At 62.0% G+C, this 14,665-nt stretch carries 10 protein-coding genes and 4 tRNA genes; 3 read left to right on the top strand and 11 right to left on the bottom strand.

Features of this window, described 5'->3' with window-relative positions; all coding sequences use genetic code 11:
• The first annotated feature begins 108 nt into the window (after nucleotides 1-108).
• Nucleotides 109-999, top strand: a complete 891-nt coding sequence (locus AD664_RS24590; RefSeq protein ID WP_053150727.1) for a LysR family transcriptional regulator — start codon at nucleotides 109-111, stop codon at nucleotides 997-999.
• A gap of 69 nt (nucleotides 1,000-1,068) precedes the next feature.
• Nucleotides 1,069-4,347: a bifunctional diguanylate cyclase/phosphodiesterase gene (locus tag AD664_RS24585; protein ID WP_053150724.1), complete on the top strand. Its 3,279-nt coding sequence runs from the start codon at nucleotides 1,069-1,071 to the stop codon at nucleotides 4,345-4,347.
• Nucleotides 4,348-4,407: 60 nt separating this feature from the next.
• Here the strand turns inward: AD664_RS24585 and AD664_RS24580 are convergent, their stop codons facing one another.
• The 11 genes from AD664_RS24580 to uvrB all read right to left on the bottom strand — a co-directional run bounded on the left by AD664_RS24580 (nucleotide 4,408) and on the right by uvrB (nucleotide 12,744).
• Nucleotides 4,408-4,860 carry an Hsp20 family protein gene (locus tag AD664_RS24580; RefSeq protein ID WP_042728359.1) on the bottom strand — a complete coding sequence of 151 codons (453 nt, stop codon included), beginning with the start codon at nucleotides 4,858-4,860 and terminating at the stop codon, nucleotides 4,408-4,410.
• A gap of 119 nt (nucleotides 4,861-4,979) precedes the next feature.
• Entirely contained in the window at nucleotides 4,980-5,939 is a 960-nt protein-coding gene (locus AD664_RS24575) for a tRNA-dihydrouridine synthase (RefSeq protein WP_053150721.1), read from the bottom strand.
• A gap of 230 nt (nucleotides 5,940-6,169) precedes the next feature.
• Nucleotides 6,170-6,628: a thioesterase family protein gene (locus AD664_RS24570; protein WP_053150717.1), complete on the bottom strand. Its 459-nt coding sequence runs from the start codon at nucleotides 6,626-6,628 to the stop codon at nucleotides 6,170-6,172.
• Nucleotides 6,629-6,673: 45 nt separating this feature from the next.
• Nucleotides 6,674-7,507 (bottom strand): alpha/beta fold hydrolase, encoded by an 834-nt coding sequence (locus AD664_RS24565; RefSeq protein WP_053150715.1) that lies wholly within the window; start codon nucleotides 7,505-7,507, stop codon nucleotides 6,674-6,676.
• A 28-nt stretch (nucleotides 7,508-7,535) separates the two neighbouring features.
• Complete coding sequence (locus AD664_RS24560) at nucleotides 7,536-8,075, bottom strand: TetR/AcrR family transcriptional regulator (protein ID WP_042728355.1); 540 nt, start codon at nucleotides 8,073-8,075, stop codon at nucleotides 7,536-7,538.
• 182 nt (nucleotides 8,076-8,257) lie between these two features.
• A tRNA-Glu gene (locus AD664_RS24555) sits at nucleotides 8,258-8,333 on the bottom strand.
• Between the two features lie 76 nt (nucleotides 8,334-8,409).
• Nucleotides 8,410-8,485: transfer RNA gene (locus AD664_RS24550), tRNA-Ala, on the bottom strand.
• 53 nt (nucleotides 8,486-8,538) lie between these two features.
• Nucleotides 8,539-8,614: transfer RNA gene (locus AD664_RS24545), tRNA-Glu, on the bottom strand.
• A 79-nt stretch (nucleotides 8,615-8,693) separates the two neighbouring features.
• A tRNA-Ala gene (locus tag AD664_RS24540) sits at nucleotides 8,694-8,769 on the bottom strand.
• A gap of 146 nt (nucleotides 8,770-8,915) precedes the next feature.
• On the bottom strand, nucleotides 8,916-10,397 hold the full coding sequence (gltX, locus tag AD664_RS24535) for a glutamate--tRNA ligase (protein WP_053150712.1): 1,482 nt from the start codon (nucleotides 10,395-10,397) through the stop codon (nucleotides 8,916-8,918).
• Between the two features lie 331 nt (nucleotides 10,398-10,728).
• Complete coding sequence (gene uvrB, locus AD664_RS24530; protein ID WP_042728353.1) at nucleotides 10,729-12,744, bottom strand: excinuclease ABC subunit UvrB; 2,016 nt, start codon at nucleotides 12,742-12,744, stop codon at nucleotides 10,729-10,731.
• Between the two features lie 332 nt (nucleotides 12,745-13,076).
• On the opposite strand from uvrB, the gene AD664_RS24525 reads away from it, so the two are divergent.
• Nucleotides 13,077-14,273 carry an amino acid aminotransferase gene (locus AD664_RS24525; RefSeq protein WP_053150709.1) on the top strand — a complete coding sequence of 399 codons (1,197 nt, stop codon included), beginning with the start codon at nucleotides 13,077-13,079 and terminating at the stop codon, nucleotides 14,271-14,273.
• Nucleotides 14,274-14,665: the final 392 nt, after the last annotated feature.

The raw sequence follows: 14,665 nt of genomic DNA, 5'->3' as shown, positions 1-14,665 counted from the left end.
TCAATAACCCTTTGGCTTGTGAGGCTGATGCTATGGGGTTACATTGAATAACTCAAATTCATATTTTTTATACTTTGCATAACCAACTGGAATTCGACCCCAACCGCCATGGACCTCGCCAACCTCAACGCCTTTATTGCCATCGCCGAGACGGGCAGTTTCTCCGGCGCCGGTGAACGCCTGCACCTGACCCAACCGGCCATCAGCAAGCGCATTGCCGGCCTGGAACAACAACTCAACGTACGCCTTTTCGATCGCCTGGGCCGTGAAGTGGGCCTGACCGAGGCCGGCCGCGCGCTGCTGCCACGGGCTTATCAGATCCTCAATGTACTGGACGACACCCGTCGCGCCTTGACCAACCTGACCGGTGAAGTGACCGGGCGACTGACCCTCGCCACCAGCCACCACATCGGCCTGCACCGCCTGCCACCGCTGTTGAGGGCATTCACCCGACGCTACCCACAGGTGGCGCTGGATATTCAGTTCCTGGATTCGGAAGTGGCCTACGAGGAAATCCTCCATGGTCGGGCGGAGCTGGCGGTCATCACCCTCGCCCCCGAGCCACATACGCTGGTGAGCGCCACACCGGTCTGGGACGACCCGCTGGATTTCGTGGTGGCGCCGGAACATGCGCTGCTGGAAAACGGCGCCGTCAGCCTCGCCGACATCGCCTTGCACCCCGCGGTCTTCCCCGGCGGCAATACGTTCACCCATCACATCGTGCGACGGCTGTTCGAGGCCCAGGGCCTGACGCCCAACATCGCCATGAGCACGAATTATCTGGAAACCATAAAGATGATGGTCTCCATCGGCCTGGCCTGGAGCGTCTTGCCGCGCACCATGCTGGACGAACAGGTGGCACGCATTCCTTTGCCAGGCATACAACTCACTCGCCAGCTAGGCTATATCTTGCACACCGAACGGACGCTGTCGAATGCTGCACGGGCCTTCATGGCGCTACTGGACGCACAAATCGATCTGCCAGGGACTCAGGCATAGGTTGTGCGACGCCTGTAGCGCCACGCCACCCGCGCTTAAGTCCCAAACCTGCCCAAGGCTCGCCAGAGAATGCCCAAACCCGTAGACCCCCTACCGCCCCTGCCGCGTATCCAGGCGCTTGACCCGAAGCGGTCAGAGCAAAGCTGGGACAGTGCGCCACAGTTGCTGGCCGCGCTCAACGGTGCGCGGCTGGGCGCCTGGTCGTGGGACATCGAGACGGGCCAGATCAGTTGGTCCCGCGGAACCCAGGCGCTGTTCGGTTTCGACCCGCGCCAACCGCTGCCGGCGGACATGGACTACCTGGACCTGTTGCTGCCCGAAGATCGCGCCCGGGCCATCCGCGCCTTTCGCGCCGCCGTGGCCGGTGCGCCGCTGGAACAGGCGATGCACCACCGCATCGTCTGGCCCGACGGCAGCCTGCACTGGCTGGAGATCAATGGCAGCGTCCAACCTGACAAACACGGGCGTCCACGCATGATCGGGGTGATCCGCGAGATCACTCACCAGCGCCAGCGCGAGCAGGCCTTGCGCAGCTCGGAGAAGCGCTTCGCCACGCTGTTTCATCTGTGCCCGAACATGGTGCTGCTGACGCGCCAGGAAGACGGCCTGATCAGCGAGGTCAACCAGTACTTCGAAAGCCTGTTCGGTTGGCCGGTCCATGCCGTGATCGGCCGCACGACCCTGGAGCTGGGCCTGTGGGTAGACCCCAGCCAACGACACAAACTGGTGCAGGCGACCAAGGCCAAGGGCGAACTGGTCAGCATGGAAGTGGAGTTCCGGGCCAGTAACGGCCAGATCCACAACGGCATCCTCAGCGCGCAGAAGGTCGAGCTCGAGGGTCAACCCTATCTGCTGAGCACCTTTCTCGACACCACCGAACGCAAACTCGCCGAACAGGCTCTCAAGGACAGCCAGGAGCGCCTTGACCTGGCCCTCGACTCGGCGCAACTAGGCACCTGGGACTGGCACATTCCCAGCGGCATGCTCTACGGCTCCGCCCGCGCCGCGCAATTGCACGGCCTGGAGCCCAAGGCGTTCCACGAATCGTTCGATGCGTTTTTCGAAGGGGTACCCGATGAAGAACGCAACAATATGCGCAATGCCTACCGCAGCCTGCGCGAGGGCCCGGCGGGCAATTACCAGCTGACTTACCGCGTGCAACTGCCGGACGGCAGCTCCCGCTACCTGGAAAGCCGCGCACGCCTCTACCGCAACGAAGACGGCAGCCCCCTGCGCATGGCCGGCACGCTGCTGGACATCACCGACCAGGTCGAGCGCGAACAGAGCCTGGCGGCCTCGGAAGAGAAGTTCGCCACGCTGTTCCAGGTCAGTCCAGACCCGATTTGCGTGACCCACCAGGACAGCGGCCGTTTCCTGGAGATCAACTCCAGTTTCACCCAGACCTTCGGCTGGAGCGCCAAGGACGTGATTGGCCTCAGCGCCGACGAAATCGGCCTCTGGGACGCCTCGGGCAGCAGCTTGCAGCGCATCGAGCGGGTGATTCGCGAGCAATCGCTGAGCAATGTCGCCATCGTCGTCCATCACAAGGACGGCCAGCCACTGACCTGCGTGATCTCCAGCCGGCAGATCAACGTCGGCAACCAGCCCTGCATCGTCACCACCCTGCGAGACATCACCCACCAGCAACGCTCGGAAGCGGCCTTGAAGGCCAGCGAGGAAAAATTCGCCAAGGCGTTTCACTCCAGCCCCGACGCCATCACCATCACCGAACGCGAAAGCGGCCGCTACCTGGAGATCAACGACGGTTTCTATCGCCTGACCGGTTATCGCGCCGACGAGGTGCTGGGCCGCACGGTCTATGAAGTGGGCATCTGGGCCGATGAAAAACAGCGCACGGCGTTGCTGGCCGAGCTGCAACTCAAGGGCCGTGTGCACCACCGGGAAATGCTCGGGCGCAACAAGCGCGGGGAAATCCTCACGGTGGAGGTGTCCGTCGAGCCGATCACCCTGAACGAAACCGCCTGCCTGTTGCTCACCGCCCGAGACGTCAGCCTGCTGCGCAATGCCGAAGCACAGATCCGCCACCTGGCCTACCACGACCCGCTGACCAACCTGCCCAACCGCGCCCTGTTGATGGACCGCCTGAGCCAACAGATCGCGCTGCTCAAGCGTCACAACCTGCGTGGTGCCCTGCTGTTTCTCGACCTCGACCATTTCAAGCACATCAACGATTCCCTCGGCCATCCCGTGGGCGACACCGTGCTGAAAATCATCACGGCGCGACTGGAGGCCAGCGTACGCCTGGAAGACACCGTGGCCCGGCTCGGCGGCGACGAATTCGTCGTACTGCTCAGCGGGCTGGAGGGCAACCGCGCCGTCGTCAGCGAGCAAGTGCAGAAACTGGCCGACACCCTGCGTGAGCTGCTCTCGGAGCCGATGTTCCTCGATGGCCAGCGCCTGCAAGTCACGCCGAGCATCGGCATGGCGCTGATTCCCGACCACGGCTCCACGCCCGCCGACCTGCTCAAGCGCGCCGACATTGCGCTGTACCGCGCCAAGGATTCAGGGCGCAACACTTCACAGATGTTCCACGCCACCATGCAAAAAGCCGCCAGCGAACGGCTGCGAATGGAAACCGACCTGCGCCAGGCCCTGGCCCGTGGCGAATTCAGCCTGCACTTCCAGCCCCAGGTCGACGCCCGGGATAACCGCATCATCGGCGCCGAAGCCCTGGTCCGCTGGCATCACCCGGAACTGGGTGCCCAGTCGCCCAACGAGTTCATCAAGGTGCTGGAAGACAGCGGCCTGATCCTCGAAGTCGGGACCTGGATCCTCGATGAGGCCTGTGTCGGCTTCAAGGACCTGATCGCCCGGGGCAGGATCGACCCGCGGCGATTCAGCCTGTGCGTGAACATCAGCCCCAGGCAGTTCCGCCAGAGCGACTTCGTCGAACGCATCGAAAGCAGCCTGGTCACCCACGGCCTGCCCTTTTCCATGCTCAAACTGGAGATCACCGAAGGCATCGTGATCCAGAACCTGGACGACACCATCGGCAAGATGCGCCGGCTGAAAAAACTGGGGGTGAGCTTCGCCATGGACGACTTCGGCACCGGCTACTCGTCGCTGACCTACCTCAAGCGCCTGCCGGTGGACACGCTGAAAATCGACCAGTCGTTCGTGCGCGACGCCACCTGCGACCCCAACGACGCCGAAATCATCCGCGCCATCGTCGCCATGGCCCACAGCCTGAACCTGGAAATGATCGCCGAAGGCGTGGAGACCCTGGAACAACTGCAATTTCTGCAAGGGCTCGATTGCCATCTGTACCAAGGCTACCTGCACAGCCGGCCGCTGCCGCTGGAGGCGTTTGAACGGCTGTTGCCCTGAAGGTGAAAGGCTGGACATGAAAAAGGGCGCCTTTCGGCGCCCTTTTTCAGTGGCGATGCATCAGTTCTGCAACGCAGGTTGTTGCTGCACCCCGTTGATTGGGATGCGTTTGGCTTTCGCCTCTTCCGGAATGACCCGCAACAGGTCGATGCTCAACAGACCGTTGCTCAGGCCAGCGGACTTGATCTCGATATGATCCGCCAACCGGAAGGACAGCTTGAACGCACGCTGGGCGATGCCCTGGTGCAGATAGGTCACGCTGTCGTTGCTGGCCTCGCGCTTACCGCCGCTGATGGTCAGCACACCTTTTTCCACCTGCAGGTCCAGGTCTTCTTCCCGGAAACCTGCGGCGGCGACCACGATACGGTATTGATCATCACCGTATTTTTCCACGTTGTAGGGTGGATAGCTGCTGCCTGGTTCGTTGCGCAGGGCGGTTTCGAACAAGTCGTTGAAACGGTCGAAACCTACCGAGGAACGGAACAGTGGGGCCAGCGAAAATGCAGTACTCATGATTCAAATCTCCTGAAAAAATCAGCAAGGTTTTTTGTCTCCGCGACCCGAATTCGGCATCGCGTAACCCCTATCTAGGGGCCGCCAAATACTTTTCAAGAGCTTTTTTTGAATTTTTTTCAGGCCGCTTCCGTGCGCTTCACACCCAGCAAATGCCCCACCGCTTCCAGCTCGGTCTCCCGGCGCAACGCGCTGAACAACGTCACCGCCTCGGGGTAATTGCGGGTCAGCATCGCCAGCCACTGCTTCAATCGGCCAGGGGCCTGGCGGGGTGTCAGTTGCTCGACCACTTGCCCCCAGAAATCCCGCAGCATCGGTTGCAGCTCGGCCCAGGACATCGGCGTCACTTCTTCTCCGGCCCTGGCGGCGGCGATCTGCCGGGCCAGGTCAGGACGGGAAACCAGGCCGCGACCGAGCATGATGTCCTCGACGCCACTGATTTCGCGGCAACGCCGCCAATCCTCGACACTCCAGATATCGCCATTGGCGAATACCGGCACCTTGACCACGTCCTGGACTCGGGGGATCCATTCCCAATGAGCCGGTGGCTTGTAGCCGTCGGTCTTGGTCCGCGCATGCACCACGATGTGCTCTGCCCCGCCTTCGGCCAGCGCCGTGGCACACACCAGCGCGCCGTCCGGGCTGTCGAAGCCCAGGCGCATCTTGGCGGTTACCGGAATGTGCCGCGGCACGGCACGGCGTACGTGTTCGACGATCTGGTTGAGCAGTTCCGGCTCCTTGAGCAACACCGCCCCACCGCGGGATTTGTTCACGGTCTTGGCCGGGCATCCGAAGTTCAGGTCGATCACCTCCGAGCCGAGCTCGCAGGCCAATGCTGCGTTCTCCGCCAGGCACACCGGGTCGGACCCCAGCAATTGCACCCGCAGCGGCACGCCGGCAGCGGTCCGAGCCTGGGTCAGCAACTCCGGGGCGAGCTTATGGAAGTACGCCGGCGTGAGCAGGCGGTCGTTGACACGAATGAACTCGGTGACACACCAGTCGATTCCGCCAACGCGGGTCAGAACATCGCGCAGGATGTTGTCGACCAACCCCTCCATGGGCGCCAGGGCAATTTGCATGGAAACACACACTCAACGGAAAAACGTGCGGCAGTTTACCGGATTTTGCCCACATATCCGGCATTCAGCATAAATCCCTGTGGGAGCGGGCTTGCTCGCGAAGGCAGTGGGTCAATGTACCGCCGCATTCGCGGGCAAGCCCGCTCCCACAGGTTGATCGTTGGCGGACACAGGATGTGTGTCCACCGTAAATCCTTTGTGGGAGCGGGCTTGCCCGCGAAGGCGGTGGGTCAGCCGGTGATGACACCAGGCGCGACCTGGGACTCCAGCGCCGGGCCGTAGCCGTCGATGAACTCCGCCGGCATGCGCTTGGGCCTGCCGCTGGACAGCTCGATGCAGACGAAGGTGGTCTGGGCCCGCAGCAAAGTGGCGTTGTCACGGGGGCGGACCAATTGGAAGTGTCGGGTCATCTTCAGGCGTTGGTCCCAGTCGACGATCCAGGTGGCCAGTTGCAGCTCATCGCCCTCATAGGCCGCCGCCAGGTAATCGATTTCATGCCGCACCACCGCCATGGCGCGGTCCAGGCGCCGATATTCCACCAGATCCAACCCCAGGCGCTGTGAGTGGCGCCAGGCGCAACGTTCGAGCCAGGTGACGTACACCGCGTTGTTGGCGTGACCCAGCCCGTCGATGTCCTCGGCATTCACTTGAAGATCAATGATGAACGGCGTTGCCCGATCCCAGCCCATGCCCCTCTCCCGGTCGAATATGGATCGGGGCAGTGTACCGGATGCTCAAGCCGATTGCCGCGCCTGCAAACTGCGCCCGGCCAGCAGGGACAGCACCCCGTCGATGACCCGCGGATCAGCCAGTACCCGCTGGTGCCCACCCTGGGGCAGCCGCAGCAGGCGACTGTCGAACCAGGCCTCATGAATCACCTGCGACTCTTTGACCGAGACCGACGTATCGTCCTCGGCATGGACGATCAACCCTGGGATGTCCAATTGGTAATGCGCCACGTCCATCTTCGAGGCCGGCATGCCTACGTCGAGTTCCACCTGACGGATGAATGCCGAACGTGCCTGGGGCGGCAGGCCCATCATCCGGGCAAAGCCGCGCAATATGCCAAGAATGCGCGCGGGGGCGGCGATGCTCACCAGCGTCTCGGTGCGTAACCCCAACTGGACCGCCAGCATGGCGCTGGCACCGCCCATTGAATGCCCGATCACCGCTTGCAGCGGTGGCAGTTCTGCGGCGGCTTCAAGCATGGCCCGGGCGAACAACAGGACATTCGCCTCGCGCCCCGGCGAACGGCCATGGGCCGGACCGTCCAGTGCCACCACCGTGTAGCCGGCGCTCACCAGCGCCGTGATCAGCGCCGCGAACTGCGTGGGCCGCCCTTCCCAGCCATGCATCAGCAGGACGGTCGGGCCTTTGCCCCACCGCAGGGCCGAAAGCCCGAAGCGCAAGGTGATGCGCTCGGAGGTTGCCAGCAATGGCAGTTCCCAGTCCCGTGGCGGCAGGTTTCGCGGACGCATGAACAGCGAGCGCATTTTCTTCGCCACCAGGCGCGGCGCTACCCGCCCAAGCGTGCCATTGACACCACGAATCCAGCTCAACCTGTCCATTGCTCATCTCCAGGGCTTGCGCCTTAGCTCATCGCACCGCCGATTTGGCAGCGCGCAGCAAACGATCCGATAACTCTCCCGGGCCCAGCGCCCGCGCCAGGGACAAGCCGCCGACCATCAGGGCGATGTCGGCCAAGGCCTTATCGGTGTCTTCGGGGCTGGCCGCCAACTGCGCAGCCATGAGTTCTATGTGTTCATTGAGCACCGCGCGAAACTCATCCGGCAGGCGTCCGAGCTCACCCACCGAGGCCGGGATGGGGCAGGCTTGTTCGCTGGAGTCGCGGTGCTTGCGCGACAGGTAGAACGCCGCCGACAGCGTGCGCCGCTCTTCACCGGTCAGCCCTGCGTCCAGGCCGGCGATCAAGTCACGACGATGGCTGAGCAACTGCTTGAACGCCTCCAGCATCAGGGCATCCTTGCTTTCGAAGTGCGCATAGAAACCACCCACCGTCAGCCCCGCCGCGCCCATCACCTCACCCACGCTCGGCTCGGCCGGGCCATGCTTGATCAACGCCGCACTGGCAGCCTTGAGAATGCGTTCGCGGGTTTGTGCCTTCTTATCGCTCATCGTCGCCTCCGAATATTACGATTGAAATATTATCTATATAATAATTTTCCGCAAGCGGAATATCTGCCCGTTGGTCAGAAGCCTGTTTTCAAAGATTAGGAGAATTGGCCGAACGCCAGACAAACAAAAGGGCCATTCAAGAATTGAATGACCCTTATAAAATCCCGCAGAGCGGGTAATCGTGGCGTCCCCTAGGGGACTCGAACCCCTGTTACCGCCGTGAAAGGGCGGTGTCCTAGGCCACTAGACGAAGGGGACACAAACCTTCTGAACATGATCAGCGCTGAGAACTGATCGCTTCAAGGCCGGTGTGGCCAGACCTTGAAGTGTAAATTGGTGGAGCTAGACGGGATCGAACCGTCGACCTCTTGCATGCCATGCAAGCGCTCTCCCAGCTGAGCTATAGCCCCGGATTTTTCGCCTCGCGGCGGAGCGACATCTTGCAACATCGCTTCTGTAAAACTGGCGTCCCCTAGGGGACTCGAACCCCTGTTACCGCCGTGAAAGGGCGGTGTCCTAGGCCACTAGACGAAGGGGACGCAAACCCTTCTATACCACTGATCAACGCTGAGTGCTGATCGCTTCGAGGCCGGTGTGGCCAGACCTCGAAGTGTAAATTGGTGGAGCTAGACGGGATCGAACCGTCGACCTCTTGCATGCCATGCAAGCGCTCTCCCAGCTGAGCTATAGCCCCTCATCGCTGAGGACGGGGCGAATCTTAAGGGCGTATCGGAGGGCTGTCAAATTTATTTTCAACAAATTTGAAAATTTTTTGCCGGGATAACAATCACTTACCGACAAACCCCGGAAAACCGGGGTGTGCCCTGCCTCATCGACCGCTTAAGCGATCGCGCCCAGCAGTTTTTCCCACTCCTTGTTTTCCTTTTTCGACACGCCGCCGAGCAGATCGATGGCCTGGCGCAAGCGGAAACGGGTCAGGTCCGGCCCGAGGATTTCCATCGCATCGAGCACCGACACAGAGCTGGCCTGGCCCGTGATGGCGGCGAACATCAGCGGCATGGCATCACGCAGCTTCAACTCCAGGGACTCGACCACGGCCTGGATGGTCGCAGTGATGCTGTCCTTCTCCCATTGGCGCAAGCTCTCAAGCTTCCACAGGATCAGTTGCATCAACTGGCGCACCTGGTCGCCCGCAAGTTTCTTCGACTCGAACAGCTTCGCATCCGGCGTCACGCCACCGGCAAAGAAGAAGCCGGCCAACGGTGCGATCTGACTGAAGGTCTCCACCCTGCCCTGCACATGAGGGGCGATCTTCATCATGTAGTCGGGGTTCAACGCCCACTTCTGCACGCGCGCGGCGAATTCTTCCACCGGCAGGTCCCGCAGCCACTGGCCGTTGAGCCAGGACAGTTTCTCGATGTCGAAGATCGGACCGCCCAGGGAAACACGCGACAGGTCGAAGTGCTCGACCATTTCCTGCAGCGAGAACTTCTCGCGCTCGTCCGGCATCGACCAGCCCATGCGCCCCAGGTAATTGAGCATCGCCTCGGGCATGAAGCCCATGCGCTCGTAGAACGTCACCGAAGTCGGGTTCTTGCGCTTGGACAGCTTGCTCTTGTCCGGGTTACGCAGCAGCGGCATGTAGCACAGTTGCGGTTGTTCCCAGCCGAAATACTCGTAGAGCAGGATCAGTTTCGGCGCCGATGGCAGCCATTCCTCACCGCGCAACACGTGGGTGATGCCCATCAGGTGGTCGTCGACCACGTTCGCCAGGAAGTACGTCGGCAGGCCGTCGGTCTTCATCAGCACTTGCATGTCCATGCGATCCCACGGGATCTCGACGTCGCCACGCAGCATGTCCGGGACCACGCAGACGCCTTCGGACGGCACTTTCATGCGGATCACATGGGGCTCGCCAGCGGCCAGGCGGCGGGCGACTTCTTCCTTGGACAGCAGCAACGCGCGCCCGTCATAGCGCGGGGTTTCGCCACGGGCCATCTGCTCGGCACGCATCTGGTCCAGCTCTTCGGCAGTGCAGAAACACGGGAACGCATGCCCCATGTCCACCAGTTGCTGGCAATACTGCTGGTAGATGGCACCGCGCTCGCTCTGGCGATACGGACCATGAGGACCGCCGACATCCGGGCCTTCGCTCCAGTCGATCCCCAGCCAGCGCAGGGCGTCGAAAATCTGCTGTTCCGACTCACGGGTCGAACGCAACTGATCGGTGTCCTCGATGCGCAGGATGAACTCACCGCCGTGCTGCTTGGCAAAGCAATAGTTGAACAAAGCGATGTAGGCGGTGCCGACATGGGGATCGCCAGTGGGCGAAGGCGCGATGCGGGTGCGGACGGTGGTCATGGCATGTCTCGGAAAAGAAGATAAAAGCGGAGGTCAAAACAGGGGGCGAATGGTAACAGGCGATGGCGGGCGGGCTCCAGTGAGAGCGGGATTTGTGTGGCTCGTCGTCGGACCGAGTCGCGCCCATCGCGAGCAAGCTCGCTCCTACAGGGGTATGCATTCCATGTGGGAGCGGGCTTGCTCGCGATGAGGCCATCGAAACCACCGCAAAACTCAAACGCCCATCGCGAGCAAGCTCGCTCCCACAGAAGACCGCTTGCAGCCTGGACGACGCGGCCCACTGTGGGAGCGAGCTTGCTCGCGATGAGGCCCTTAAGGTCGCCACACAACCTCAGACAGCCAGCAACCGCTCGCGCAACTTGCCGATCTCGTCGCGCAGTTGCGCCGCCGCTTCGAACTCCAGGTCCCGGGCCAGTTGGTACATCTTTTCTTCCAACTGCCGGATGCGTTTGGTGATTTCGCTCGGTGAGCGCAGTTCGGCTTCGTAGCGGGCGCTTTCCTCGGCGACTTTCGCCATGCCCTTGCGCTTCTTGCTGCGAGAGCCCGGCACGGTGGCGCCTTCCATGATGTCGGCGACGTCCTTGAACACCCCCTTGGGCGTGATCCCGTTGGCCAGGTTGAAGGCAATCTGCTTGTCGCGGCGCCGTTCCGTCTCGCCGATGGCCCGCTCCATGGAACCGGTGATGCGATCGGCATAGAGAATCGCCCGGCCGTTGAGGTTACGCGCGGCCCGACCGATGGTCTGGATCAGCGAACGCTCGGAACGCAGGAAGCCTTCCTTGTCGGCGTCCAGGATCGCCACCAGCGACACCTCTGGCATGTCCAGGCCTTCGCGCAGCAAGTTGATGCCCACCAGCACATCGAAGGTGCCCAGGCGCAGATCGCGGATGATCTCCACCCGCTCCACCGTGTCGATGTCCGAGTGCAGGTAACGTACCCGCACGCCGTGGTCGGCCAGGTAGTCGGTGAGGTCTTCGGCCATGCGTTTGGTCAGCGTGGTGACCAGCACCCGCTCTTCCAGCGCCACGCGCTTGGTGATTTCCGAGAGCAGGTCGTCGACCTGGGTCAAGGCTGGCCGCACCTCGACCTGCGGATCCACCAGGCCGGTCGGTCGCACCACCTGCTCGACCACCCGCCCTGCGTGCTCGGCCTCGTAGTTACCCGGGGTCGCCGAGACGAAAATCGTCTGCGGGCTGACGCTTTCCCATTCGTCGAAGCGCATCGGCCGGTTGTCCAGTGCCGACGGCAGGCGGAAGCCGTACTCCACCAGGGTTTCCTTGCGCGAGCGGTCGCCTTTGTACATCGCGCCGACCTGGGGCACGCTGACGTGGGACTCGTCGATCACCAGCAAGGCATCGGCCGGCAGGTAGTCGTAGAGCGTGGGCGGCGCAGCACCCGCCGGACGCCCCGACAGGTAGCGCGAGTAGTTCTCGATACCGTTGCAATAGCCCAGTTCGAGGATCATCTCCAGGTCGAAACGGGTCCGCTGCTCCAGGCGCTGGGCTTCCACCAGCTTGTTGTTCGTGCGCAGGTATTCCAGGCGCTCCTGCAGCTCGGCCTTGATCCCTTCGATGGCGTCCAGCAGGGTTTCCCGCGGCGTGACATAGTGGCTCTTGGGGTAGAAGGTGAAACGTGGCAGCTTGCGGATCACCTCCCCCGTCAGCGGGTCGAACGCCGAGAGGCTCTCCACTTCATCGTCGAACAGTTCGATGCGGATCGCTTCCAGGTCCGATTCGGCCGGATAGATGTCGATCACGTCACCGCGCACCCGGAACGTCGCCCGGGCGAAATCCATGTCGTTGCGGGTGTACTGCAGATCCGCCAGGCGGCGCAGCAAGGCGCGCTGGTCGAGTTTGTCGCCACGGTCCACGTGCAGGACCATCTTCAGGTAGGTTTCCGGGCTGCCCAGGCCGTAGATGCACGACACGGTGGTGACGATGATCGCATCCTTGCGTTCCAGCAGCGCCTTGGTCGCCGACAGTCGCATCTGTTCGATGTGGTCGTTGATCGAGGCGTCCTTCTCGATGAAGGTGTCCGACGACGGCACGTAGGCCTCGGGCTGGTAGTAGTCGTAGTAAGAGACGAAGTACTCCACCGCGTTGTTGGGGAAAAACGCCTTGAACTCGCCATACAACTGGGCCGCCAGGGTCTTGTTCGGCGCCAGCACCAGGGTCGGGCGCTGCACCTGGGCGATCACGTTGGCGATGCTGAAGGTCTTGCCCGACCCGGTCACACCGAGCAACGTCTGGTGCGCCAGCCCGGCCTCGATGCCTTCGACCATCAGGCGGATGGCTTCCGGCTGGTCGCCGGCGGGCTGGAATCGGGTGACTAGCTGGAATTCAGACATGACATAACCCCTGGATTCACTCCTGCTGGCCAACCAACAGGAACGAGAAAGACCGAAACGACTGATGTCGCCCGAAGAAAAAACTGGAATGCACACAATGTGGAGGTGAATGCCTTCGCTTTCAAGACGAACGTCCTACACGCCTTGCAGACTTTGACGCCGAGAAGAGACTAACGGTCGAAAAAAATCGAAAATACTTACCGTAAAAACCGAATCGCCTGTCGCCCTGCCCTGTGATGGCCTCTATACTAGCTCCCCGTTTGTGCACCGCTCTAGTGCATCCGGCTGGAGCGCGACACGTCCCCCCTCACTCCATTCAGAGCCGCGCAATAATGAGCCTGTTTTCCGCTGTCGAATTGGCACCCCGCGATCCCATCCTGGGCCTCAACGAAGCATTCAACGCCGATACCCGTACCAATAAGGTCAACCTGGGCGTGGGTGTTTACTGCAACGAGGAGGGGCGCATTCCACTCTTGCGCGCCGTGGTCGAAGCCGAGACGATTCGCGTGGCTCAGCACGTCTCCCGCGGCTACCTGCCGATCGACGGCATCGCGGCCTACGACCAGGCGGTCCAGACCCTGCTGTTCGGCAAGGACTCCCCGCTGATCGCCGCCGGCCGTGTCATCACCACTCAGGCGGTCGGTGGCACTGGCGCCCTGAAGATCGGCGCAGACTTCCTCAAGCAACTGCTGCCCGACGCCGTCGTGGCCATCAGCGACCCGAGCTGGGAAAACCACCGCGCGCTGTTCGAGACCGCCGGCTTCCCGGTGCAGAACTATCGCTACTACGACGCCGCCACCCATGACGTGAACCGCACCGGCTTGCTGGAAGACCTCAACGCCCTGCCCGACCGCTCGATCGTCGTGCTGCACGCCTGCTGCCACAACCCAACCGGCGTGGACCTGAGCCCGCAAGACTGGAAAAACGTGCTGGCCGTGGTCAAGGCCAAGAACCACGTTCCATTCCTGGACATGGCCTACCAGGGCTTTGGCGCGGGCATCGACGAAGACGCCGCGGCCGTGCGCCTGTTTGCCGAGTCGGGCCTGACCTTCTTCGCCTCCAGCTCGTTCTCCAAGTCGTTCTCCCTGTACGGCGAGCGCGTAGGTGCCCTGTCGATCGTCAGCGAGTCGAAAGAAGAAAGCGCCCGCGTGCTGTCCCAGGTCAAGCGCGTGATTCGCACCAACTACTCCAACCCGCCGACCCACGGCGCCAGCATCGTTGCTGCGGTGCTGAACAGCCCTGAGCTGCGCGCCCAGTGGGAAGCGGAACTGGGCGAAATGCGCCTGCGGATTCGTGGCATGCGCACCCAGATGGTGGACATGCTGGCCAAGGCCGCGCCACAGCATGACTTCAGCTTCGTCGCGCGCCAGAGTGGGATGTTTTCCTATTCCGGCCTGACGGTTGAGCAAGTCGCCCGCCTGCGCAACGAGTTCGGCATCTATGCCCTGGACACCGGCCGCATCTGCGTGGCGGCGCTGAACCAGAACAACATCGGCGCGGTGACCCAGGCCATCGTCCAGGTGATCTGAGGCTTGCTCACTAAAAGCAGAACCAGGTGAGATCTGTGGGAGCGGGCTTGCTCGCGAAGGCGATATGTCAGTTGAAATATTCTTAGCTGACACACCGTATTCGCGAGCAAGCCCGCTTGTGTCTGAGTAAGGGAATAAACTCTGGGGTGAGAGGGGTAGATGGCAAGCTGTGAGTCCGCGGTGCTTGAAGCACGAGTGGGAGCAAAGCTGCCATCTACCTTTCTACTCTGGCCCATAAGCCCGAACAGTTGTACGAGCGGCACTCGAATCACAAGCGTGGGCAAAGCCAGAGCACTCTCATTTCTGAGTGTAAGAGGGTTTTGCCATGATTTCCTGGGTCGGTATCGATATATCCAAATCAAATCTCGTCGTTTGGGTTCGACCACAGAACC

The sequence above is a fragment of the Pseudomonas sp. P97.38 genome (assembly GCF_001269745.1).
GTDB lineage: Bacteria > Pseudomonadota > Gammaproteobacteria > Pseudomonadales > Pseudomonadaceae > Aquipseudomonas > Aquipseudomonas chlororaphis_E.
The sequence above is the reverse complement of the archived record's forward strand: the minus strand, read 5'-3'. Positions and strand labels throughout refer to the sequence as shown.